This window comes from Paenibacillus sp. FSL H3-0457 (genome assembly GCF_037981725.1).
GTDB classification, from domain to species: Bacteria; Bacillota; Bacilli; order Paenibacillales; family Paenibacillaceae; genus Paenibacillus; species Paenibacillus amylolyticus.
The window spans coordinates 775,979-801,181 of the sequence record NZ_CP150283.1; the positions used below are offsets into that span (position 1 = coordinate 775,979).

The following is a 25,203-nucleotide window of genomic DNA, read 5'->3' on the forward strand; positions in this document are numbered from 1 at the left end:
ATAGAGAGGAAGAGATTCATGCTCGTACGCTTTGGTTACGTGGCAATGTCCGTGCTTATAGAGAACGCCTCGCCTTCCCGGACCATGACCATGTCGAGTTTTAACAAAATCGATGACAGGGAAGCGGCGATCCGCAAGCTCGAACGGATTGCAGCCGAGAACCTGCACAATACATTACGTTTGCTCAGGCACAACAAGGGTAGCCATATTCATGTATATCGCTTCTCTTCCAAATTGATTCCACTGGCAACACACGAGGACCTGAATGACTGGGACCCGTTCCCGGCGCTGAAGCAGGACTTTGCGGCCATTGGTGATTTTGTGAAGGAAAATCATATGCGTGTGTCCTTTCATCCGGATCATTTTACCGTACTTAGTACCCCCCGCGAGCAAGTTCTGCGCAACTCGATTCGCGACCTTCGTCATCATGTTCGGATGCTGGATGCCATGGGGCTGAATGCCACTGCCAAGAACAATATACATATTGGTGGTGCATACGGGGACAAGCCTTCGGCGGCGCTTCGTTTTGAAGAAAACTTTTTGAAGCTGGATCGGGACATTCAGGAGCGGCTCACACTCGAAAATGATGATAAAACGTTCAATGCGCCTGAGACACTTGCCGTGTGCCAGCGCTTGGGATTGCCCATGGTACTGGATATCCATCACCATTGGGTGAACAACGAAGGAGAACAGGCATGGGATCTGTGGCCTGATATTCTAAAGACCTGGCAGTCACCGCTTGCCCAGGCAGATTCACCGGCTGATCAGCCATTGCCACCCAAAATCCATGTCTCCAGTCCAAAGAGTGAGAAGGATCTGCGAGGTCATGCCGATGGTGTGGAGGTAGAGCCTGTGCTCGATTTCTTGCGTCATATCGCAGCAGACACCCCAAGACTTGACGTGATGATTGAGGCCAAACGCAAGGATGAGGCTCTTGTGCAACTGATGCAGAAGCTGGCATTCTATCACGAAGAGGGTGTGGAGTGGGTGGACGAGTCTACCGTCATCATTCATCCGTAGTGCCAAAAGGGGCCTGGGCAACGAGAAACTTTACGACCTGTGGGGCGTATACTTTTAACAAGTATTTCAACTTTTCGTAGATTGATATAGAAAGTAGAGTGAACGCTTTGAATGAGAAGGAAAAGACACCTTATGTCGTGACAAGCAAAAGCTATACTGCCGTTGCCATTAATGCAGCTTCCAAAGCTGGCGAATGGATCAAAAGCCGTCTTGGGACGGTAGCTGAACTTGGTACCAAATATTCACCCCAAGATCTGGTGACCGAAGTGGATAAAGGAGCGGAGCAGATGATCCGCCGCCTGATTCTCACGCATTTTCCCCACCATGCTATTCTGGGTGAAGAGGGCGTTGAACCGGGACCGGAAGCTTCGGCAAAAGCACTGAAAGAGGCTGAGGAAGAAGAGTTCCTGTGGATTGTTGATCCTGTGGATGGAACGACGAACTTTGTACACGGATTTCCGTTTTATTCGGTGTCCATCGCATTGGCTCACAATGGTGAAGTCATTGTCGGCGTGATCTACGACCCTTCCCGTGATGAAATGTTTGTTGCGGAAAAAGGGAAAGGAGCATATGTTCACGGAAACCGGATGCTTGTATCTGGTGAACAGGAACTGGCTCAGAGCCTGATTGCGGTTGGATTCCCGGCAGACACAACCTTTGCGTTGCCACTGAATATGGCCGCTGTGCAGGCGCTTGCTCCGCAAGTTCGTAACTTGCGTGCAGGCGGATCTGCCGCCCTCCATCTGGCATATGTTGCCGCAGGACGCCTCAGCGCCTACACCGAAGTTGGATTGAAACCGTGGGATATTGCCGCAGGTGCACTGTTGGTTGAAGAATCAGGTGGCAAGGTGACCGATACCATCGGAACGCCTTACCAACTGTCTGTAAACCATGTTGTTGCCAGCAATGGCAAAATCCATGATGCATTAACAGATGTGTTGAAGGAAGCAAAGGCTACTGGGTTGGAGTGAGTTTATTCAACTCATCGGCTCGCCTTTATCACCGGATTTCTACCTTGGAAAAGGGAATCAAAGAAATCTGGGGATAACAGCGATCGGAAGATGGTTCTGTACACGAAGTGAAAGTACAATAGTAATAATTAACGCATGTATGACTTTAATTAAAGGAGCGAAAACAATGGATGAATCCAAAGAACTGGAACGACGGCTCAGTGATATGCTGACGGAAGGGGACATGGAAGAGTCCGGCGACACCGATCAGCGTGAACGCCAGCTGATTCCTCCCAAATATGAAGTGCGAATCCAGACAGAACGTGATCCAATTGTCGAGGAAACGTTAAAGTACCAGAAGATGGCACGCGAAGTGGATGATCGTTATGATCGGTATCTGGAGCGAGCTACCGGGAACAAACCGGAGAGTGACAAGGGTCATACGATTGCTGAAGACTCGAATAAGCCGCAATCTTAACTAATCACTGAACGTCATAGCTGAGCTTAACCAATAACAGGCTCCCCTTTAGGGAGTCTGTTATTTCATGTGTGCTCTCAGTAGAGAGGACAACGCCTACTTTAAAATGATAGAATAGAGTAACACCAACCAATGTCATTGGAATGACCAATGTACTATATATTAGTGTAATTATAGATTTGCGAGAAGGAGTGTTACCTGAATGAAGCGTAAACGTATATGGGAAAATACAGCTGCCGGTTTAACGGTAAGCATGTTGGCAGGAATGCTGCTCTTTACATCATCTGCATTGCCTGCACACGCGGCTGACACCAAAACTGGTGTATTGCCAGCGGGTACAAACGAGACTTCGCTGACAGCGAAGAAAGATGCAGTAGCCGTAACTAAGGAGTTCCGCATCCTCACATTGGGAGATTCCATAACGGTAGGTTATGAGCCTAACACAAAAGAATTGCCTTATGGTTATGTAGAACGTCTCCAGGAGCAAGGTTTGCTGCATGGACGTACACAGGTGGACAACTACGGGATTGCCGGATTGAAAACCAGTGGTCTGAAAAACTTTACTACTGCAATTAAGGATGGCAAAACGCTGACTTCTGAAGCCATTCAACCAAGTCTTCCTGATCCAAGAGCGGGACAGATCGGAGCCAATACTGCTGCAATCCGTGAGAGTGTAGCACAGGCCAATCTGGTTGCAATTACCATTGGGGGAAATGATGTATCTGAGCTTCTCGGTACAGCAGACAAACTGAGTGATCAGGATCTGCAAGCGAAGGTAAAAGAATTACTCGCAACATATACAGCCAATGTAAGTGCAACGATTAATGATATCCATGAAATTAATCCGACAGCTACAATTGTCATCGCCGATCAGTATCAACCGATGCCAGAAGTAGCAGGCAAGGCACTCTATGCTAAACTGATGGAGGCATCCCAAGGTTTCACACAGACCATTGATGGCATTGCAGCACAATTCACTGCTCAGGGTACCGATGTCAAAGTCGCACACGTGGCCAAGGAGTTTGTTGGTGGTGAAGGCACGATGACACATATGATCAAAGATCGTGATTTCCACCCGAACCAATTTGGATATGCGGCCATTGCCGAAGTATTTGCCAAAACGATCTGGGGCGACTACACGAAGCTGACTACACCTGCGACAGGTGAGCCGATGAACATTATTGTGAGTGGCAAAACATTAAATACTCCGTACAAACCGATTATCCGTAACGGCAAAAACTTTGTGGCGATTCAAGACATCGTGAATGCGGTCGGTGCTACTACGGTGTGGGATAACAAAACTTCAACCGCAACCATTACATATGGAGACCGGAAAGTTGCGGTGAAGATTGGTGCCAATGCTGTGAAGGTAAATGGAGCATCGGTTACTGTGGATACACCTGCATTCCTGAATAAGGTAGGCAAAGAGTCCAAAACATATGTACCACTTGCCATGGTGGCTGAAGGTCTTGGCTTTGATGTGCAGTATGTAGCGAAGCTGAAAACTGTTTTTGTGAATCCGTAAATTGTATTTCATGCTTTAACATGATGTTATTCAACAGCCAGAATACCTTGATCTGTTCAAGGTATTCTGGCTGTTTTGTGTTCTTTTTGGGTTGCTGATACAGATGTATGCCTTCTCTAATGACCTAAAATGTTGCATAAATATATCTTGTCAGATGACCAATGGATGTGTAAATATGAAAATAACTTACAATAAAACCACTAATGCATAGCATGACAGGCACCCCTCGCAAGCCAAAGGAGCGCTTAGGATGAACAAAATTAAGAACGCTTTCACAACACTGCCGATTCATCACAAAACGATTCTTCTTATCGGACTTTTGATGTTGATCAGCTTTACGTTTTATGCGTCCGTACTCCGATATGTGTTCAGCATCTATGACCGTCAGATCTATGAGAAATCCTCGCAGGTCCTCAATATGTCTTCGGTAGGTATTGAGAATCAACTTCGTGAAATTTCTAATCTCTCCTTCAAGGTGATGTCGGACGAGCCGCTTCAGCAATATCTGCTCCAACTGAAAAAGGCCGAAACGGGTTACGAGAAAAATGGATTACGTAAAAAAATTACCAACAGGTTAGTCGCTTATGCCGGTTCCGAAAAATACGTCTATTCCATGCTATTTATCGATAATGATAATAACGTTATGGCTGCAGGCAATCGAGAGGGAATTTCGGAGTCGAAGCAAAAGGAACTGGTTGCACTGGGACAGCAATACTCGGGCTCCAATGCATGGCATACCAGTGGGGATAAACAGTCCCGACTCTTGTCGGTCCGACAGGTGAAATCCTTTATTGGCGGAGCATTTACATTGGAGGACCTCGGCACACTGATCATCCGCGTACGGCTGGACCGAATTGTACAGGACCAGATGCAAGAACCGGCTGAGGACTCCCAATTACTCATTACGGATGGAAAAGAAGTGATCTATCCAACAGAATCGTCGGTCAGTGAAGCTGAGATTGAGTCTGAATTGAAGCGCACCCAGCCCTATGGAATTGCCATGTTGGAGCAGGGGAGACACTTTGTAGCTCGTGCTCATTCTTCCTATACGGATTGGACCTATTTGTACACAACCCCGTTTGACCAGATGTTTAAAAAGATCCAGTTTGTCAAACAGTTGGTTACGGTGATCTTCATCATGATCTTTCTGGCGGCGCTTATCATTGGAGCGAGATTCTCTCGCAGTATTACCCATCCGATTGCGCAGTTGATCAAAAAGATGCGTAATATCGAAAAAGGTGATCTGGATAAGCTGGAGGAGGCAGCCCTTGGCAATGTTCCGATATCTCCACAGAATGAGGTTGGGCTGCTGCATCGCACATTCAAGATGATGCTTCAACGAATACGTGAATTGATTGATGAGAATTATGCCAAGCAACTGGTGATTCGTGAGACCGAGTTGAAAGCGCTTCAGGCGCAGATTAATCCACATTTTCTATACAACACGCTTGAATCCATTAACTGGCTGGCTAAAGTACAGAAGCAACGACAGATCTCGGAAATGGTTGAGGCTCTCGGATTTCTGCTGCGTAGCTCTGTGAACATGTCCGAGAAGTGGATTACGCTGGAAAGAGAGCTGGACATTGTCCGCAGTTACGTGACGATTCAGCGCACGCGTTTTGAGGAAAGACTGGATTTCGACATGGAAATTGCCCCAGAGGTAGGAACGGCGCGGATACCGAAGTTAACATTACAGCCGTTGGTGGAGAACGCGATACATTATGCACTCGAACCAAGCATTGACCCCTGCCGGATTCGAATCCGGGCGAGAGCAGAGGGAGATAAGGTGATTATTGAAGTTGAGGACGACGGTCCGGGGATGACACCGGAATTCCTGAAACAACTATACGAAGGACGTATTCAGACAAGAGGACAGGGCATTGGGTTATCTAACATCCAGGAACGAATCAGACTGACCTTCGGTGATGAAGGTGGAATGGTGATGAGCAGCAAGCCCGGATCAGGAACTGTAGTATCGATCAGCATACCTTGGATCAGAGAGGACGATGACGATGTACAAAGTGATGCTCGTAGATGATGAACGTGTCATTCTGGAGGGGATTTCCCAAGTGGTCGATTGGGCCGCAGCAGGTACGGAATTGGTGGGTACGGCGAGGAACGGGATCGAAGCATTGGACAAAATTGGGCAGTCGAGACCGGATATTATCATTACGGATATTTCCATGCCGGGTCTGGATGGTCTCGGACTCATAGAGAAGGCATCTGAAGCATACCCGGGAGTACGTTTTATTATGTTATCCGGCTACAAGGAGTTCGAATATGCTCGCAGAGCGATGCAATATGGTGTGAAGCATTATTTGCTCAAACCCTGCAACGAGAATCAGATCCATGATGCATTAACTGAACTGTTGCAGGAACATCAGGATGCCCAAGTGAAGGAGCATGTTGCAGGTGAGATGAAACAGCGATTGCAGCGTGTCCTTCCACATGTGAAGGAGCAATTTCTGCTGGAGTTCATGACCAACCGCACCTATGGGCCGGTTGATCTGGAGTATTATCAGGAGCTGTTTGATCTGGAGCTTGAAGAGAACGCAGTTCGGTTACTGCTGTTCCGAATTGTAGATGAACATGATTACAGTCACTTATTTGCGATCAAAAACATTGCCAGTGACCTGCTCCCACATGTCCTGTTAAGCACAACCATTGAAGGCAAACTCCTCATTCTGCTCGCGGATTCAGCTGATCCAGCCGGACTGAAAGAAAGTATTGAAGAGGTTAGGGCTGCATTCACCAGACTATATAAATTGGAAGTGACCGCTGCGCTGAGTGAAGCAGATCGAATGATTCAGTCGCGGCGGTTGTTTCGTGAGGCGTTGCAGTATCTGAACCATCGCTTCTTTATCGGTGAAGGCAAGCTGATTACGAAGAATGATCTGGTACTGGCCGGAGAATGCGACGGATTGCATGTAGAACAGGATGCCGAGCAACTGTGTCAGTTGATCAAATCGGGCAATACCGAGGAAACAGCGGTAGAAGTGGAGCGTCTGTTTGATCTATTATCACGTCAGCAGCTGGAAATTGAGGTGACTCGCTCCTATGTAGTGCAGCTCTACTCGGCGATGGTTCATGTCTGTCCACCTGAGGAGGCAACAGAATTCACCCAGCGTATGGCAGAATTGCCTCATATCGATACGTTATCTGGTTTGAAGTCTTTTGTTGCAAGCAGTACAGCCCGATTAACTTCCGGTTATTACAAAAACCATATCAGTCGCCAGTCTTCTGCCGTGGAGAAGATGATGGATATCGTGGATCGTCATTATGGAGAGGCGGATCTCTCGCTCAATGGAGTCGCCCATCAGATGTTGTATATGAATCCCGATTACCTGGGCAAGATTTTCAAAAAAGTCACAGGAGAGAATTTCTCCAATTACGTGAATCGTCTGCGAATTGAACGCGCATGTGACCATATTCGCAGAGGCGGGGATGTGAAAGTATTTGAGCTTGCTGAATTGTTCGGATTCGGCGGGAATTCACAATATTTCAGTCAGGTGTTCAAAAAGTGGACCGGGATGACACCTACGGAATTCCGCAGGATCGGCATATAACAATGGGATACCAATCTTGTGATTCATGTCTGGGGAGGACGAACAGCGCCGAGAGGGGACTGTTGTCCTCCTCTGTTTTTTGAACCAACAAGACGGTTTTGTGTATTCAACTATGGTCGTACATTTGCGAAAATGACATTAACAAGTTTGTGAAAGCGTTATCAGAAATAAAAAGGATAACTCGTTCACACAACCATATCAACATAAAAGGGGAGATTGGCATGGTGAAAAAGGCAATATTCCTGATGATGGCTGCTTTGCTCGTGTTTACAGCGGCATGTAGCTCAGGTGGAGGAACTGAAGGAGCATCTGGAGATGACTCAGTTACCCTGCGGATCGCTTGGTGGGGCTCGGATGCAAGGCATGAATATACACAGAAGGTCATCGACCTGTACAAATCGAAAAACCCGAATGTCAAAATCGACGTGGAATATGCTTCATTTGATGACTACTGGAAAAAGCTCGCTCCACAAGCAGCGGCAAATCAGTTGCCTGACATCGTTCAGATGGATATTTCCTATATCAGCCAATATGCACAGAATGGTCAGCTTGAGGATCTAGCGCCTTATCTGGGCAACCAGATCAAAGTGGACGATGTGTCCGAGAATGTTATCAGCACAGGTGTAATTAACGGTAAACAATACGGTGTACCTGCCGGTGTTAACGTTCTGGGCTTCCAATATGATCCGGCATTGCTTAAAAAAGCAGGCGTGGATGCAATCCCTGACAATATGACTTGGGAATCGTACGAAGCACTGGGTAAACAAACCGCAGAGAAAGGCCTGTATTTGGATGGAGGGATAGCTCCGGATATTTTCTTCCACTACTTCCTGCGTACCAAAGGATTGTCGCTTTACAATGCGGAAGGAACAGGTCTTGGTTATGATGATGACCAATTGTTTGTGGAGTTCTTCGGACTTATGCGCCGCATGATCGAGCAAGGTGCAGCACCTACGCCGGATGTAGCCAACCAAACCAAAGGCATTATTGAGGAATCAGATCTCGTGAAGGAAAAAGGAATTGGCGTGTGGCAATGGTCCAACCAGTTCGTAGCCTTACAACAGGTAGCGAACCGTCAACTCGAAATCGCCCCAATGCCAGGACCAGATATGGAAAAAGGACTATATATGCAGCCAAGTATGTACTGGGGTGTGACGTCCAACTCCAAAGTGAAGGAAGAAGCGGCTAAATTCATTGATTTCTGGGTGAATGACGTGGAAGCCAACAAACTGATCAAAGGTGAGCGCGGTGTGCCAATTTCAGGAGCAATCAAAGAAGCTATCGCACCTGAGCTGAGTGACGCAACGAAACAAGTCTTTGAATTCGTAGCAGCCATGGAGCCTAAGGCTTCACCAATGAGTTCTCCGCCACCGGTTGGTTCACCTGAAGTAATCTCTTCCCTGGCAGATGTGGTTGAAGAATTGAACTTTGGCAAAATTACACCTGAACAAGCAGCAGAGACATTCCGCAAGAACGCCGAATCTGTACTTGCGAACAATAAATAACAGTTGAATGATGGCTTGCTCGTCCCACTTCAGGGATGGTCGGGAATGGGGCTACTCGCGAATGCGAGGGCCTTTCCCCGTCCAGATGACCGAAGCCAGGATGAGGGAGCAAGCTGATCCATGAAGGAGGTTCGTTCCATTGAGGCAGTATTCGTCGTTACGTAGAAACTTAACTGGATATGCGTTCATAAGCCCGTTTATTATTGGATTCCTGGGCTTCACACTCATCCCCATGTTTGTGTCCTTATATATGTCGTTCACGAGTTATAACTTGTTCACTTCTCCACGGTGGATTGGGCTTGATAACTACACCAAAATGTTTTTTGATGACCCGAAATATTGGAACTCGGTCAAAGTGACGTTTCTGTATGTATTCATTGGGGTACCGTTAAGGTTGATCTTTGCCCTCTTCGTAGCGATGGTCCTAAACACTGGCTCTCGTATGATTGGAACGTACCGGACGCTGTATTACCTGCCATCCATAATCGGTGGTAGTGTGGCCGTATCCATTATGTGGCGTAACCTCTTCAGTAATGAGGGTGTTATCAACAGTGCTCTAACGGCAATAGGGATCGGGCCAATCAGCTGGTTTGGTGACCCGAATGCGTCTCTCGTTATGCTTATCTCACTGTCTGTGTGGCAGTTTGGTTCGTCCATGCTGATCTTCCTGGCTGGTCTCAAAAATATCCCTACTGAGATGTACGAGGCAGCAGGTGTGGATGGAGCGAACCCTATACGGAAATTTTTCAGCATTACCTTGCCACTGCTTAGCCCGATCGTCCTGTTCAATATGATTATGCAGACGATTGGAGCATTCATGACGTTTGTACCTGCCTATATAATCTCCAAAGGCGAAGGTGGTCCAATGGACGGTACGATGCTGTACTCCCTGTATCTGTTCCGTCAGGCGTTTATGTTTAACAACATGGGTTATGCTTCGGCCATGGCCTGGATCATGCTTCTTATGATTGGTGGACTTACAGTAGCAGTATTCTTAACATCCAAGTACTGGGTGTTCTACGAATCTGAAGGAGGGAAGTAACGATGGTTTGGAGAAATGTGAAATGGCCCATTTATCACCTGTTCGTTGCAGCTCTTGCCCTCCTGATGCTCTATCCCGTCCTATGGATGCTATTCAGTTCATTCAAGGAAAGCCGTACGATCTTTGTCACTGCGGACACTCTGTTTCCTACCGAGTGGATCTGGAGTAACTATGTAGATGGCTGGAAAGGCACAGCGGGAAGACCGTTCATGGATTACATCACGAACTCACTTGTAATCGTAGTGATATCTACCATCGGTGCTGTGATATCGTCATCGCTGATCGCTTTTGGTTTTGCCAGACTGAATTTCAAGGGACGCACGTTCTGGTTTTCCTTGATGATGTTAACACTGATGTTGCCACATGACGTGGTATTGGTTCCTCAGTACATCATTTTCACGAAGCTCGGCTGGCTGAATACTATCTTGCCAATCGTTGTACCTACATTCTTCGGAATGCCGTTTTTCATCTTCCTGATGGTACAGTTCATTCGAACGATTCCGAAGGAGCTGGATGAGGCTGCAACCATCGATGGATGTAACAAATTCAGACTGTATATCCAGATTATTATGCCGCTGATCAAGTCTTCTCTGGCGACTGCAGCCATTTTCTCCTTCTACTGGAGATGGGAGGATCTGCTCGGTCCGGTATTGTACCTGAACTCGCCTGATAAATACACCGTGTCGATGGCGCTGAAAATGTTCCTCGATAGCGAATCTGCTTCCAACTGGGGTGCAATGTTCGCCATGTCCATCGTCAGTCTGGTTCCGGTTGTAGCTGTGTTCTTCATCTTCCAGAAACAAATTGTTCAAGGGATGAGCACCAGCGGATTGAAAGGATAAGCCAGATTACTGTATCTTCGTATCTTCGCCCGAATGAACGTTTACGAAAGTTAACCAAGGAGGTTATCGCTTTTGAATAAAGCTCAGGGTAGTCAGGCCGTTGCCATGGAGGCAGCGGCAGAGGGCCAGGCAGTGTCCGTGACCAGCTGGAAGTTTAACTTTGGACCGGACTCGGGAAGAGCAGATGAGACAGGGGATTATCTGAAAGTAACTGCAACAACCGCATATGAGGAACGCGGAGGATACGGATTCGAGGCAGGATCTCTGGTGTATGAGAAACAACGCATTAGTGATGACGATGTGTCGGATCCCACGAAACAACATCATAACAATCCGGGGCAGACAACCATGTCTGCCCGATTGCGTTCAGGCTTCTGTATTCCGCTCAAAGCCTCGTTTATCGTGGATGTTCCCGACGGAACCTACCAAGTATTACTTGTTGCAGGGGATGAATTGGCTGAGACAGTGACCCGCGTGAAAGCTGGTGAAGGCAGACTTGTACTGCCAACCATTCGCACACTTCCCGGACAATACGCAGAGGTTAGATTCTCGGTTGTTGTTCGCGGCGGCAGACTTCGTCTGTCATTCTCCGGTCCTGCACCGAGAATCAATGCATTGGAGATTACTCTTGCGAATCAGACCATGACCGTATTTCTTGCCGGGGATTCAACCGTAACAGATCAGCCGGAAAGTGGATATCCGTATTGCGGTTGGGGCCAGTTATTGCCGGCACAGTTCAAACATGATGTGGCAGTGGATAATCATGCCCAGTCAGGCCGCAGTTCCCGCAGCTTTATTAATGAAGGCAGATTAAGCGCCATTCTGGAGCGAATCAAGCCCGAAGATTTTCTGTTTATTCAATTTGGACATAACGATGAGAAGCCTGACCCTGAACGTGGGACGGACCCATTCACAACATATAAGGAATATTTGAAAAAGTATATCGATGCTGCACGCGAAGTCAAGGCTCGTCCAGTGCTCATAACCCCGGTGCATCGTCGCTATTTTGCGGATGATGACACATTGACCGATACGCACGGCGATTATATCATCGCCGTGCGTGAGCTGGCGGAAGAGGAAGATGTTCCGCTGATCGATCTGGCTGAGCGCAGCCGTCTTCTGTTCGAGCAAGCGGGTGTTGAAGGCACTAAGGAAGACTTTATGTGGGTACTGCCAGGCGAGTATGTGAACTTCCCATCAGGCGTGGAGGATAACACGCATTTTCAGGAACGAGGCGCCCGTCGCCTTGCCCAGCAGGTAGCAGAAGCCATCCGCGAGTTGCAATTGCAACCGTTGCAGATGTATCTGCGGTAGGTTCATGCCCTTAATAATTAAGCGAGTTAATTAAATAGCGAGCCAGCAAAGTTGCCCAGCGAATAGCGAAGGCAATAACCTTTTAAAAACAGGCGAGCGTAGCAGCGAAGAAGGGCGGAATCGGGTAGAGGGAGCGAAGCGTCCGCCTTTGGAGCGGGATTTCCCCTGCTGAGGGGGAATTGAATAGAAATCCCGAGCCAACAGCGGCCTGTAGCCCGATCCGCCCGCCGAAGCGACTGCCCCGCGAGCTATTCAGGGTTTAAAAGCTGTAGCGAGTTAAACGAAGTAACGAGCCAGCAAAAGTTGCCCAGCGAATAGCGAAGGCAATAACCTTTTAAAAATAGGCGAGCGTAGCAGCGGAGGAGGGCGGAATCGGGTAGAGGGAGCGAAGCGTCCGCCTTTGGAGCGGGATTTCCCCTGCTGAGGGGGAGTGAATAGAAATCCCGAGCCAACAGCGGTCCACAGCCCGATCCGCCCGCCAAAGCGGCTGGCCCGCGAGCCCGCAGATTTTTAACTTAATATTGCACTCGCAAAAAAAGGAGGAGGTATATCAATGACACCTGACCAGACAGAATCAGGCACATCTGCAAGTAAGAATGTTTCAGCAGCTACAGGTCACACCTACTGGGTCATTCCGGATGGTTACATTCCCCCGGAGAGCCGGGGCACATTGGAGAGTCATGAGAGCATCTGTGTACTGAACACCAGTGCCACGGATGCGGAGCTGCATATCACGATTTACTTTGAAGACAGAGAACCACTCGAAGGTATGGTCGCTGAAGTGCCAGCGAGAAGGACGAAGCATATTCGCACTGCATCGCTACGATCCGGGGAGCAGTCTATTCCACCGGGCGTGCCTTATGCGATTACGGTTTCGAGCAATATCCCTGTTATCGTCCAGTACAGTCGTTTGGACACGACCCAGCCTGAATTGGCTTTGATGAGTGTCATGGCGTATCCATTAGGATAACTTCCCCAATCGACAGCATAGTTGGAGATGGTAAGAAGCCCCGTAACCTTGCATTCAATGCAGGTACGGGGCTTCTATTTCTTCATTTATTCACTGTATTTATACGTGCTCGCATTCAGGATATCCACGTGAACCTCCACTTTTCCAAGCTTAAAACGTTGGAGTGGGTCCGCCCGGTTGTAGACTTCCTGTTTCCATAAGGGAAGGTTGTGGCGATATAAGTGTTCCACAAGACCATAGGAATCAATCATGCGTGACTTGGTTTTTTCGAACGTATCTCGGATTTGGGATTCGATCTGTTTCTCGGCTTCTTGTTCCATGGCATCTGGAGACCGAGGAGCCCCATGATCTTCGGTGATGGCGCTTTTGACCGTGGTAACCAGATCAAATGTGATGCCATCACCTTGCTTCTTCGCCTTGATTTTTGTCTTGGGATGATGAAGCAACAAGGTTAAATCAGGAGTTTTTCCACCATTCCCATATACATATAGTGGGTACTGATGTACCCGCTCATAATTTACGTATCGTGTACCATCTGCGTCTGCTCCTGCAACTCTACCCTGACTTGTGCCTTTGGATATCACATAAAATCCATCCATTCTAACAAGGGGAGGCGTTTTATCGCCGTTGAACCAGGTCTCGTTCCTCGTTGACACCGAGGGTAAAAGAACGACAGAAGCGGGTTCCCGTAATCCATCGAGAAGCTGGTGGAGCCGGATAGGTTCGTAACCAGAATGCTGTTTGTATAGTCTCATGGGCTCAAATAATTCAATGGTCTGGGCGGATTGGTTCAACAATGCAGAGGGAGAGAGTACATCCGGAATGTTATGCTCTGTAGCGTAGATCCAGGGTGTATATCTCAATTGGCCTGAATGAAGAAGTGTATTAAAGATATCCTCCAGTCGACCATCCAAGACTCTTTTGGATAAAACAATAGCTTTAACATGAGTCCAGAGCGTTAGCTGCTGTGACGTTTCATACAAGTCGTTAATAGCCATGTTCAGTGTTGTACCCTCGCCCCGTCCAGTCCAGATATCCCTTGTCTCCCGGGAAGTTGGTGTTTCCTGTTTTGCAATACTGGAGAAGTCAATCAGTTGGGCATACGCAATATACTGGTTGTCTACATAGTCAATTCCTATCGCCGTAATGAAGTTTATACTTTGCACCTCTTTGGAATCCCAGCACCCCGTTAGCAGGATCAAGCAGCTTATAAGAAGGCCACTTATGGATACCCATCGTTTCACGGACGTTTCCTCCGGCGGGTAGAATCCTGTGTATGAAGTGCTTCTGGGCGCTTGGTTCTTTTCATGGAAGGTGGCATGGATACGGCCTGAGTGAAGTCTCCGGGAATGTAGGGAGATACAGGTGACAGATAGGATACGCCATAACACTCCAACGATACGAGGTGCACCAACAAGGCTAATAGTCCGATCATAAAACCGAATAATCCAAGAATGGAAGAGATGAGTAACATCCCGATCCGAACATGGGCAGTAGCCCCGCTTAACACAGTATTCACGAGAATATAGCTAGAGATGACCGAGATCGCTACCGTGACAATAATCGTAGGGGACGTAATCCCGGCGCGAATGGCAGCATCTCCAATAATAAGCCCGCCGACAACGCTGACCGTCTGCCCCAATGCACGTGGCAACCTACGCCCAGCTTCGTTAAATAGCTCAAACATAAAGATCATCAGGAACGCTTCCAGCGTCACGGGCATGGGCAGGCCCATTCGAGTCCCAGCAATCGTTGCCAGAAGAGGCAGGGGAATCTGTTCCACATTGAAGCTGGTCAGGCCAATATAAAATCCTGGGAAGAAACAGGCGATCAGCAGTCCTGAAATACGTAATATCCGTTCAAAAGTAACGATGAAAAAGGGTGTACTTTCGTCCTCCGGAGACTTCAATTGATTGAAAAGTGTAGTTGGTGCGATGACCGCTACAGGAGAACCTTCAATGAGAACGGCAAAACGTCCATTTAACAGGGAATCAACGACAAAATCAGGACGTTCGGTATTATCTGTGAGTGGAAAGATACTCCGAATCCCTCCCATGACAGCTCGCTCCATGATTGAGGTACCCAGGATGCCGTCAATCTCAATCTGATCCAGATTGTGCCGAGCTTCTTTCAGAATGTCTGGGTTGATAATATCTTTTACATATAGAAGTCCAATGGCTGTCTGGGTACGACCGCCTTTGACATATTTCTCATAACACATCGAAGATGTTTTCATTCGTTTGCGTATAAGGGCCACGTTGGTAGTGAGTTCTTCGGTGAATCCATCGCGCGGGCCTTTAACTGATGTTTCAATGGCTGATTCATCTGGACTGCGCCCCGGTATGTCAGCGATATCCAGACTGCAGGACTGAATACCGTTGCCGAAAATGATCAGCAGTTGTCCGCTAAAAATCAACATATTAAGCTTATTCGTATCTGTGAGGTCATCCAACGGATTTAATGTTAATCCCAGTTCTTTAGGATGTGATTCCTCAATAATGAGAGAATGTTGCTCAAGACGCGGGATAATAAACTGGTTGAGCTGTTTGCCATCAACCAGGCCGTCACAATAGAGCAGAATAACAGGTTGATCCGTTTCATTTTTGACAGGAAAGGTCTGAATAACGACATCTGCACATGGATTGAACTGCTCTTTCAAAGAGGCAAGCAGTGTCTCATGGGACGTGGTGTCAATCGCTTGATGCTCCATGATGTTTCCTCCTCTGATGGCGTGAATGGATAAAGGCAACCGTCGTTGCTATAATCGCAAGTCCGCTCAGATACACGAGATTGAACGGGAATATGTATTCGACCAGAAGTTTTTCGAAGGTCATATCATCCAGAGGGTACAACATGACAAGAATAAAGAAAACGCCTAAAGAGATACAACTGATGAGCCTTCTGGTGGCGTTCTTAATATTCCATATTTCTACTACAATATACATGGCGAGACTAATTCGGGTAAACGATCCGGCGAGCCATTGATAGATGGAGAAAAAGTCGGTTTGGGCGATATATTTGCCCAAGGAGGCAATTCGCCATTCTTCAAAGGCGGGATATCGCATTTTGGCAGCCTCAAAAGGATCGAATTCCACAATCGCCCCGATGAGTGGGCCGACAGTCAGTCCCACAAGAATGAGTGCAAGCATCAGATACTGCCATACACGTATACGTTTGGTGAGGTGAGGCTGGATATACCAGATGAACAGCAGTTCAAACATGCCTGCAAGACTGTAAATCATGCCATTCAGCACTGGATGCCAGCCATGTTCTAACACAGGCAGTAGACGACTGTAATCCTTATATTGAGTGTTCACAATGGCAACATAGAAGCCCAGCAGTACCACCAGTGGAAGGATCAATCCTGCCGTAAATGCCAGTGAACGAATACCTTTATACGCAGCGTAGGCACAGAGAGTCATCAAAGCAATACTGGTTACCAATATTGGCGTTTCTGTCAGGTAATTTGTTTTGGCCCAAGTCGTGGTTTCGTGCAGGGTGAAATAGATTGCGCTCAGAAAAAAGAGACTGTTACCCACTCGAAAGAACAGACCGATAGGCTTGCCGAGACGGGATGTTAACCATTCATGCAGGGTTTGATGCTGGAGGAAACGAGAGACATAGGCGAGCATTAGCGCAAATATCAGAAATGGTCCGGCTGATAACAGGACGGAAATCCAAGAATCCCTTTTGGCCGCAGCCAAAAGGGCAGGAATAATCAGAACATGGCTGATCAAGCCAACGGACAACATGATCAACATCATAGCTTGTAAAAAAGAAGGTTGTGTTCGTTTCATGCTGAGGGGTCCCCTTTTCCCAGTAGACTGTCCTCAGCAGTGTTAACGTGATTGGAGCGCTTCATACCGTCAGTCGAAATAACGAATACCCATGGCTTCTTTTACCTCTAAGATCGTTTCCCGAGCCGTTCTCCAGTCAAAATGCGGGGGTTGGGGAGGATGGGAGCGTATAACTCGTTGAACCGGCGAACCAACTTCCGCGCTGTCTCAATATGGGGAATCATGCTTGTATCCCACTGACCAGCCTATGTTTGCGACCGCTCATATTGGTGCCAAGCACACCGGCGATAATTAACAATGCACCAATATAGTGATGGCTACCCACTGGTTCATGCAATATCCATGCACCTCCTACGATGGAGATGAGCGTGGACAGATTGCTGAATACACTCATTTGCGAAGCCTCCAGATGAGTAAGGGCATAGCTCGCAAGCAGGGTAGAGATCATGGTGGAGAGAATTGCCAGATAAGCGAGTGCACCCAGATAGGATGTATCTCCAAGCGGTTTGATGTAGTCCATCATGGAGCCGTTGGACGCATGTCGGATCAGGGAAGCGGCGTTAAATACAACACAGCCAACCATCAGTGTGACCCAGGTTAATTCCATTGGTTTATACTTCTGGGTTAATGGTCTTGCAAGCACACCATACCCTGCAAAACAGACCGTGGATAGTAGCAATAATGCAATACCCTTCAGGTTACCTATAGACATGCCACTTCCTTGCATTATGAAAATAAAGACCACTCCGGCGACAGACAGTAGCAGGAACAGCTTCTGCATCGTTGATGTACGTTCTTTCAGGAAAACTGAAGCGAGAACGAGTGTGAATACAGGGGCCATAGCCTGAATAATTCCGGCTTCCGATGAGTTGGAAGAGACAAGTCCAAAGGCTTGAAAGGCAAAAAATAAGACGGGAGATAAAAGCCCCAGTGGAATGATGCGCCACAGATCACGAAGGCTCAGTCGGATTTTGATCCAGCCAAAAATGACAGGAATGCTGACAACGATCAGCGACAGCGCGAATCGGTGGGCAAGCACATCAATGGGATGTGCAACAGTGACGGTCATTTTAACAAATAAAAAAGATAGACCGATAATAGCTGCGTACAATACAGCTGCGATATAGGCGTATCCCCGAGTGTGTGTTGTGTTCATGAATGCTCCTCCAATACAGTAGTCATAGCGCTTTATCTTTCATTATCCTGAATTATGTCAGGTTCGAGGCATGTGCTGGCCTTATTCAATATACTGCCAGGTGCATCGTGCTACAATAGATAAAAGGTTAAACTGTATCGGTACAGTTGTTGGAGAGGGATGGGTGCATTGAGAAAATACGAAGTGATTGCCGAAGCGTTAAAGCAATGGATTCAGGAACAGATGCAGCAGCAGGATCGTCGCCAGTGGGCAGATAAGGGCATTCGACTGCCAGCAGTTCGAGTTGTAGCAGAACAATATCAATGCAGTGTAAGCACGGCTATTCGTGCATATGAGTGGCTGGAACAGCGGCATTTGGTGTATGCCATACCTCAATCCGGTTATTATGCCGTACAGAACGGGACAGGTGCTCAGGACATGGACTGGCAGGGAACGTTGGACTTTGCTTCAGCTGCTCCCGATCCAAGGGTGTTCCCTTATGCAGACTTTCGTCACTGTGTGGATCAGGCGATGGAGAAGAAGCAGGCAGAGTTATTTATGTATGGCACGGATCAGGGATTACCTTCGCTTATTCTGCTGTTGCAGAAGCAGTTTGCGGATTATCAGGTGTTTGCGAGAACGGAGCAGTTTTTTATCACGTCAGGTGTGCAACAGGCACTGGCTGTACTTGCATTGATGCCTTTCCCCAATGGAAAGAGAAAAGTACTGCTTGAACTACCGACCTATCATAATATGCCCTCCCTACTGAGTGGATTAAATGTGCCGATTGCCGGTGTGAGACGTGCTCTGGACGGGCTGGATTGGGCATCACTTGAACGTCAGTTCGCTGAGGAAGATATCAAGTTTTTCTATGTCATGCCGCGCTTTCACAATCCGATTGGCACATCTTTGACTGTTGCTGAGAAAAAGAAACTAATCCGGCTTGCACAGCGGTACGATGTCTATCTGGTGGAGGACGATTATCTGGCTGATCTGGAGGACAATACGAAACAGGACCCGCTATGGTCCTATGATACCGAAGGCCGGGTCATCTACCTGAAGAGTTACTCCAAAATTTTGTTTCCAGGTCTGCGCATTGGTGTAGCTGTTCTGCCCTCACCACTAATTCAATCTTTTGGGGCTTACAAAAAAATGCTCGATATCGACACTTCTGTTCTGTCTCAAGCTGCTCTGGAGATCTATGTCCACAGCGGAATGTTTGCTCATCACAGGAAAGTGATTCGTAACCGCTATGCTGCCCGGATGCACACGGTGCATGAGCAACTGGACTCATATCCAGACTTTGCTCCATTTATGGACGCTCCTCGAACAGGAGGGGAGCATACCGTATTACCTTTAGCGGGTGATATGCCGCTTCGTGTTCTGCTGTCCCGGCTTCAAAAGCGCGGAGTCATCGCTGATACGACAGAACGGTATTATCCGGAAGGTACATATCAGGTGCATGAGGATCAAATGCTGCGATTGAACATCTCCAATGTGCCGAAGCAGCGAATCGAAGAAGGGATACAGAAGATCCGGGAGGAAATTTTGAAACTTCAGATCAGGCAGAGATAAGGTGAAGAATCGGAGTGTTGTCCGTAAATAACAAAAGGCGTCCACACAAGTTAATCACTTGTTGGACGCCTTTTCCATGAGTTGTTATCCATCTACAATACAAGCTTGTACGCTACATGGTAGATGGAAATAATCTAATTTATTCTTGAGCCATCGCTTTGAAGGAAGCTTCTGCGGCTTCCAATGTAGCCTGAACATCCTCGTCTGTATGAGCCGTGGTCAGGAACCAGGCCTCATATTTGGATGGAGCCAGGTTAATGCCACGGTTCAGCATGTGACGGAAGAAGGAAGCAAAGAGCTCTCCATCCGTGTCTTGAGCATGATCATAATTCGTAACCGGATGGTTACAGAAATGAGTGGAGAACGCACCGCGAATCCGGTTGATCGTCAGTGCAATCCCATGACGGTCAGCAGAAGCTTGCAGACCCGCTGTCAGGTCGATGGCAAGACGTTCCATCTCTTCATATACACCCGCGCCTTGCAGGACCTCCAGACATGCGATACCAGCCGAGATGGATGCAGGGTTACCAGCCATCGTTCCCGCCTGATAAGCCGGCCCAAGCGGAGCAACCTGCTCCATAACGTGTTTGCGTCCGCCGTAAGCACCGATTGGCAGGCCGCCACCAATAATTTTACCAAGAGCCGTCAGATCCGGTTCAATCTCCGCATGGTTATCGAGTCCGGCATATGTCTGTGTAGAACCGTAATGGAAACGGAAAGCCGTAATGACTTCGTCATAGATAACCAGGGAGCCGTTGGCCCGTGTCATGGCACAGAGACCTTCCAGGAAGCCAGGCTCCGGCATAACCATACCGAAGTTCCCAACGATCGGCTCAACCATGACCGCGGCAACATCATCACCCCAGCGCTCCAAAGCATCCTTCAGGGCTTCCAGATCATTGTAGGGCACAGTAATGACTTCTTGTGCAATACTGGCTGGAACTCCCGCACTGTCAGGAATTCCGAGCGTGGACGGGCCTGAACCGGCAGCTACAAGCACCAGATCGGAATGACCATGGTAACATCCGGCGAATTTTACGATCTTGTTGCGTTTGGTGTAGGCACGAGCGACCCGAATCGTAGTCATGACCGCCTCCGTACCGGAGTTTACAAAACGAACTTTATCCATGGAAGGGATAGCTTCCTTCAACATTTTGGCGAGCTTGATCTCAAGTTCAGTCGGGGTACCGTACAGCACGCCATTTGCCGCTGCTTCCGTAATGGCCTGTGTAATATGCGGGTGGGCATGTCCTGTAACAATTGGACCGTAAGCGGCCAGATAATCAATATAACGGTTGTCATCGACATCCCAGAAGTGGGCCCCTTGGGCTTTTTTCATAAATACAGGTGCACCGCCACCAACGGCTTTGAACGAGCGTGAAGGGCTGTTAACACCTCCTACAATATGTTCAAGTGCTTCTGCGTATAGAAGTTCGGAACGGGAACGTGATGTATTCATAAGATAACTTCCTTTCGTAATTCAAAATATGATAAAGAAACAAACCACAGAAAGATATGATGATTTTCTCATAATAGTATAGCCGGGCACAACGAGAGGGCAGCGAATGGCTGCCCTCTGCATGTGTAGATTACTGAGCCGGTTGCTCTGACTTCTGATCGTCACCACTGGCTGTTTTATCTTCGGTGCTGGTTGTACTATCATCCGTTGTAGCAGGCGGGTGAATAATATCCTGAATATGCTGCTTCAATTTCTCTTCATTGGTAACCGTCAATACTTGCGCACCGCCTGCTGTACGTTCTTCTTTCAGCAGGTTCATTGGCGGAATCTGCTCACTGCCGTTCATGCTGCTCTGGTATCCGAGTCCACCCAGCTTCCACATATCGGAAAGCGTGAGATTTGTATCTACGTAAGGATTAACCTGTTCCAGAATGGCAGGCAGTTTGGCAATGGTAGTTGTTGACTGCATTTTCGCTGTTACAGCTTTCAGCAACTCACGCTGACGTTCGGACCGAGCGAAATCCGACATGGCATCATGACGGAAACGAACGTACATGAGCGCTGTCTCGCCATCTAGGTGCTGATATCCTTTTTTGAGATCAATATCGTATTCGTTATTGTCTGCTTTACTTGTATAGTGCATGTCTTTCTCCACATCAAAATCAACACCGCCAACGGCATCCACCAATTTGATGAATCCCTGGAAATCCGTATACACATAATACTGTACAGGAATGCCGAGCAGGTCGCCGGCAGCTTGCATCGCTGCATTAGGGCCATGGGTGATAGCGGTGTTGATCCGCTCCTTGCCATATCCGTCAATATTGACGTAAGTGTCGCGCAGAATGGAGAACAGATTGATTTTTTTGGTCAGTGGGTCGAGCGATACAACCATCATGCTGTCGGAGCGAGGAACTTCACCTTTTTTCAATCCACGTGCATCGACACCCATAACGAGAATATTTACCGTTTCTGAGCCTTCCCATTTTGGTGGGTCAGGCGTATTTACTTTCTCCACATTTTCGATGCCTGCAAATGGTGAATCGTCGCCGTCCTTTGCCAAACCGTCCAACTGATTGAGAATAGAACCGAAATAATATGCCGATGCTCCTCCAATAATTAACACGAAGGCGGCAAGAGAAATCCATATGGTTCTCTTCGTCTTTCTGGTCATGCTAGCTCTCCTTTGTATTTGAGATGAAATAAAAAAACGAGTTCGAGTATTCAAGTAAGAACTAGTCGGAGCTTTCCGAACACGTCTTTTCCCAACATAAGGGCAGGACGCGGCTCCAGACTATTTTAAAGCTTGCTGAATTTTGACTGATACCATTATAATTTCTTTTTGGGCTACAAGCAATTTCAACAAAATCCAAGTGAGGTATAATCATGCTGGCGATTGATGTCAAAGATTTGCGCAAGTCGTTTAGCGTCCAGAAAAGCCGAGGTGGGCTGAAGGGCGCGTTTCAGGACCTGTTTGCACGTCAATACCAAGAGGTATTGGCTGTAAATGATATTTCGTTTCAGATTCCGCAGGGTGAAATATGCGGATATATTGGGGAGAACGGTGCCGGTAAATCAACAACGATCAAGATGTTGACCGGCATTTTGGTGCCTACTTCAGGGCAAATATCGGTTGGTGGATATGTTCCGTATCAGGAACGGGAGAAGTTTGTACAGAATATCGGTGTTGTTTTTGGTCAGCGCAGTCAATTGTGGTGGGATATTGGCGTTATCGAATCCTTCCATTTATTGCGCAAAGTATATCGTGTCGGAGAGGTCGATTTCCGCAAACGGCTGGATGAACTGGTTGAGCGGTTGCAGCTTCAGGACCTGCTAAGCCGTCCGGTACGGAAGCTCAGTCTCGGTCAGCGCATGCGCTGCGAGTTAGTGGCAGCCTTGTTGCATAATCCAAGTATTGTTTTCCTGGACGAACCAACTATTGGTTTGGATATTGTGGTGAAGTCGGAAATTCGGGATTTCTTGAAAGACATGAACAAGGAGCATGGAACGACCATACTGCTCACAACCCACGATTTGCAGGACATTGAGGCACTGTGTTCCCGGGTCATCATGCTTGATGCAGGCAACATCATTTATGATGGAGGTCTGGATCATCTCAAGTCCCAGTGGGGTAAGGAGCGGGAGATCCGCTTCAAGTTTGGTTCAGCTCACAACATCAGTCAGATGGAGGAATGGACTGCTGCGTTGCCTGTACGTTGGACGGTTGAGAATGAATTGTCCGCATCCGTATGGATTCCGCTGGAACTGAACGTTTCGGATGTACTCGGACGTGTCGTTGGACAAGCCGATATTACCGATATTCAGATTATCGAGATTAACACGGATGAGATTGTGCGCAGTATTTACCAATCCGGTTCCGCCGAGCGTCCCGAGATTGTGGGAGCAGGGAAAGAAGCGGTGGGTGTATCCTGAGATGAATAGTGCATTTATTGATTTTATGCGCATCCGTTTTCTAACGATGCTGGCATACCGGGTGAATTATTACTCCGGCATTTTGATATATACGCTGAATATCGGCGTGTATTACTTTACCTGGCAAGCCATTTACGGTAGCAGTGGTGAACTCGGCGGCTTCACGGCAGCACAGATGACCACTTACATCGCTGTATCCTGGATGGCACGTGCCTTTTACTTTAACAACCTGGACCGGGAGATTGCCGCAGATATACGGGATGGCTCCATTGCGATTCAATTCATCAGGCCGATCAATTACGTTATGGTCAAAATGATGCAGGGTCTTGGCGAAGGTATTTTCCGCTTCCTGCTGCTCATGATTCCGGGGATGCTCATTGCCATTCTGCTGTTCCCGGTTGAATTGCCTACGGCGCCATCGGCGTGGATTGGCTTTCTCGTCATGCTGTTCTTCAGTTTCCTCATTAATTCCCAGATTAATGTGATAACGGGACTGGCGGCATTCTTTGTGGAAAACAATGAAGGCATGATGCGTATGAAACGCGTCGTGGTTGATTTGTTCTCCGGTCTAATCATCCCGATCAGCCTGTATCCAGGCTGGATGTCTGCGGTGATGAAAGTATTGCCTTTTCAGGCCATTACGTATCTGCCCGGTTCCGTCTTCACTGGAAGAGTGGAAGGTACCGCCATCTGGAGTGTACTCGGTATTCAGGTGTTCTGGTTTGCCGTACTGCTGCTTCCGATGGTATTGATCTGGCGTAAGGCGCGCAAGCGTCTGTTCGTGCAAGGGGGATAACAGATATGTACTATATGGGTCTGATCTGGGAATATTTGAAGAATTACATGAAAACACGACTCACGTACCGTGCTGATTTCTGGGTGGAGATCCTATCGGATCTGCTGTTCCAGGCAACTAACCTGATCTTTATCTTTGTGGTCTTTCGCCATACGGATAACCTGGGCGGCTGGAGTGAGAGTGAAGTGCTCTTTGTTTATGGATATTTTATGGTGCCCTATGGCATCTTCAGTTGTTTTATCAATCTGTGGGGATTCAGTGAGCGGTACATCGTCAAAGGTGAGATGGATCGGATCCTGACACGTCCTGCACATAACCTGTTCCAGATATTGCTTGAAAATGTAGATCCGCCTGCACTCATGGGTTCGTTTATCGGCCTGATCATCATGATCTTCAGTGGCGCAGAGATGGGTCTGATGCTGGAGTGGTGGCATATCCCTGCCTTGATTATTTTGGCACTCAGCTCAGTCATGATCTATGCCGGCATCTACACCACATTGACTTCACTATCCTTTTATTCGGACGCGCCAACAGGTATCCTGCCGTTGATGTATAACATTCAAGGATATGGACGCTACCCGGTAACGATCTATAACCGTGCTATTCAGGTGCTGTTAACCTGGATCATTCCGTTTGCCTTTGTGGGGATCTATCCCGCAGCGTTGTTCCTGGAGAGGTCCGAGATGCATCGCATGGCGCTGCTTACACCTGTGATGGGATTGGTGTTTGGTTCGATGGGCTTGCTGTTGTGGAATTTTGGCGTGAAGCGGTATCGCGGAGCAGGTTCATAATAACG

General features: G+C 47.8%; 21 protein-coding genes. 15 read left to right on the forward strand and 6 right to left on the reverse strand.

Annotated elements, in window-relative coordinates; translation table 11 throughout:
- Positions 1-18: 18 nt before the first annotated feature.
- The 11 genes from uvsE to MHH25_RS03665 all read left to right on the forward strand — a co-directional run bounded on the left by uvsE (position 19) and on the right by MHH25_RS03665 (position 13,212).
- Positions 19-1,020 carry a UV DNA damage repair endonuclease UvsE gene (gene uvsE / locus MHH25_RS03615; RefSeq protein ID WP_036614105.1) on the forward strand — a complete coding sequence of 334 codons (1,002 nt, stop codon included), beginning with the start codon at positions 19-21 and terminating at the stop codon, positions 1,018-1,020.
- 98 nt (positions 1,021-1,118) lie between these two features.
- Positions 1,119-1,991, forward strand: a complete 873-nt coding sequence (locus MHH25_RS03620) for an inositol monophosphatase family protein (protein WP_036614103.1) — start codon at positions 1,119-1,121, stop codon at positions 1,989-1,991.
- 166 nt (positions 1,992-2,157) lie between these two features.
- A complete protein-coding gene (locus MHH25_RS03625; RefSeq protein WP_340019187.1) occupies positions 2,158-2,448 on the forward strand; it encodes a hypothetical protein in 291 nt (96 codons plus the stop codon).
- A gap of 202 nt (positions 2,449-2,650) precedes the next feature.
- Complete coding sequence (locus tag MHH25_RS03630) at positions 2,651-3,973, forward strand: stalk domain-containing protein (RefSeq protein WP_076320200.1); 1,323 nt, start codon at positions 2,651-2,653, stop codon at positions 3,971-3,973.
- A 250-nt stretch (positions 3,974-4,223) separates the two neighbouring features.
- A complete protein-coding gene (locus MHH25_RS03635) occupies positions 4,224-6,011 on the forward strand; it encodes a histidine kinase (protein ID WP_340019188.1) in 1,788 nt (595 codons plus the stop codon).
- The gene (locus MHH25_RS03640; protein WP_047841421.1) at positions 5,986-7,539 is read left to right on the forward strand and encodes a response regulator transcription factor; all 1,554 of its coding nucleotides are present in this window, start codon (positions 5,986-5,988) and stop codon (positions 7,537-7,539) included. The genes MHH25_RS03635 and MHH25_RS03640 overlap by 26 nt, the downstream gene beginning before the upstream one ends.
- 221 nt (positions 7,540-7,760) lie before the next feature.
- Positions 7,761-9,044 carry a sugar ABC transporter substrate-binding protein gene (locus tag MHH25_RS03645; RefSeq protein WP_076320198.1) on the forward strand — a complete coding sequence of 428 codons (1,284 nt, stop codon included), beginning with the start codon at positions 7,761-7,763 and terminating at the stop codon, positions 9,042-9,044.
- Positions 9,045-9,183: 139 nt separating this feature from the next.
- Positions 9,184-10,086, forward strand: a complete 903-nt coding sequence (locus MHH25_RS03650) for a sugar ABC transporter permease (RefSeq protein ID WP_036614094.1) — start codon at positions 9,184-9,186, stop codon at positions 10,084-10,086.
- Positions 10,087-10,088: 2 nt separating this feature from the next.
- Entirely contained in the window at positions 10,089-10,928 is an 840-nt protein-coding gene (locus tag MHH25_RS03655) for a carbohydrate ABC transporter permease (RefSeq protein ID WP_076333843.1), read from the forward strand.
- Positions 10,929-11,000: 72 nt separating this feature from the next.
- Positions 11,001-12,242: a rhamnogalacturonan acetylesterase gene (locus MHH25_RS03660; RefSeq protein WP_235193723.1), complete on the forward strand. Its 1,242-nt coding sequence runs from the start codon at positions 11,001-11,003 to the stop codon at positions 12,240-12,242.
- A 553-nt stretch (positions 12,243-12,795) separates the two neighbouring features.
- Positions 12,796-13,212 carry a sensory rhodopsin transducer gene (locus MHH25_RS03665; RefSeq protein ID WP_036614092.1) on the forward strand — a complete coding sequence of 139 codons (417 nt, stop codon included), beginning with the start codon at positions 12,796-12,798 and terminating at the stop codon, positions 13,210-13,212.
- An 86-nt stretch (positions 13,213-13,298) separates the two neighbouring features.
- On the opposite strand, the gene MHH25_RS03670 is transcribed toward MHH25_RS03665, so the two are convergent.
- The 4 genes from MHH25_RS03670 to MHH25_RS03685 form a co-directional block, all read right to left on the reverse strand.
- A complete protein-coding gene (locus MHH25_RS03670; protein WP_036614090.1) occupies positions 13,299-14,456 on the reverse strand; it encodes a Ger(x)C family spore germination protein in 1,158 nt (385 codons plus the stop codon).
- The gene (locus MHH25_RS03675; protein WP_036614089.1) at positions 14,453-15,922 is read right to left on the reverse strand and encodes a spore germination protein; all 1,470 of its coding nucleotides are present in this window, start codon (positions 15,920-15,922) and stop codon (positions 14,453-14,455) included. The genes MHH25_RS03670 and MHH25_RS03675 overlap by 4 nt, the downstream gene beginning before the upstream one ends.
- A complete protein-coding gene (locus MHH25_RS03680) occupies positions 15,903-17,009 on the reverse strand; it encodes an endospore germination permease (RefSeq protein WP_340019189.1) in 1,107 nt (368 codons plus the stop codon). Before MHH25_RS03680 ends, MHH25_RS03675 begins: the two co-directional genes overlap by 20 nt.
- Positions 17,010-17,229: 220 nt before the next feature.
- Positions 17,230-18,165: a DMT family transporter gene (locus MHH25_RS03685; protein ID WP_340019190.1), complete on the reverse strand. Its 936-nt coding sequence runs from the start codon at positions 18,163-18,165 to the stop codon at positions 17,230-17,232.
- 159 nt (positions 18,166-18,324) lie between these two features.
- On the opposite strand from MHH25_RS03685, the gene MHH25_RS03690 reads away from it, so the two are divergent.
- Positions 18,325-19,719 (forward strand): PLP-dependent aminotransferase family protein, encoded by a 1,395-nt coding sequence (locus MHH25_RS03690; protein WP_340019191.1) that lies wholly within the window; start codon positions 18,325-18,327, stop codon positions 19,717-19,719.
- Positions 19,720-19,858: 139 nt separating this feature from the next.
- Here the strand turns inward: MHH25_RS03690 and MHH25_RS03695 are convergent, their stop codons facing one another.
- Together MHH25_RS03695 and MHH25_RS03700 are read right to left on the reverse strand one after the other, a co-directional pair.
- Positions 19,859-21,178, reverse strand: coding sequence for a glutamate-1-semialdehyde 2,1-aminomutase (locus tag MHH25_RS03695; RefSeq protein WP_340019192.1), 1,320 nt, complete (start codon positions 21,176-21,178; stop codon positions 19,859-19,861).
- A gap of 130 nt (positions 21,179-21,308) precedes the next feature.
- Positions 21,309-22,352: an LCP family protein gene (locus MHH25_RS03700; protein WP_036614081.1), complete on the reverse strand. Its 1,044-nt coding sequence runs from the start codon at positions 22,350-22,352 to the stop codon at positions 21,309-21,311.
- A gap of 212 nt (positions 22,353-22,564) precedes the next feature.
- Between MHH25_RS03700 and MHH25_RS03705 the strand changes: the two genes are divergently transcribed.
- From MHH25_RS03705 to MHH25_RS03715, 3 genes are read left to right on the forward strand one after another with little or no spacing between them, the layout of a single operon-like run.
- Complete coding sequence (locus MHH25_RS03705; protein ID WP_036668210.1) at positions 22,565-23,611, forward strand: ABC transporter ATP-binding protein; 1,047 nt, start codon at positions 22,565-22,567, stop codon at positions 23,609-23,611.
- Position 23,612: 1 nt separating this feature from the next.
- Positions 23,613-24,407, forward strand: a complete 795-nt coding sequence (locus tag MHH25_RS03710) for an ABC-2 family transporter protein (protein WP_036614077.1) — start codon at positions 23,613-23,615, stop codon at positions 24,405-24,407.
- Positions 24,408-24,412: 5 nt separating this feature from the next.
- A complete protein-coding gene (locus tag MHH25_RS03715) occupies positions 24,413-25,198 on the forward strand; it encodes an ABC-2 family transporter protein (protein WP_036668209.1) in 786 nt (261 codons plus the stop codon).
- Positions 25,199-25,203: the final 5 nt, after the last annotated feature.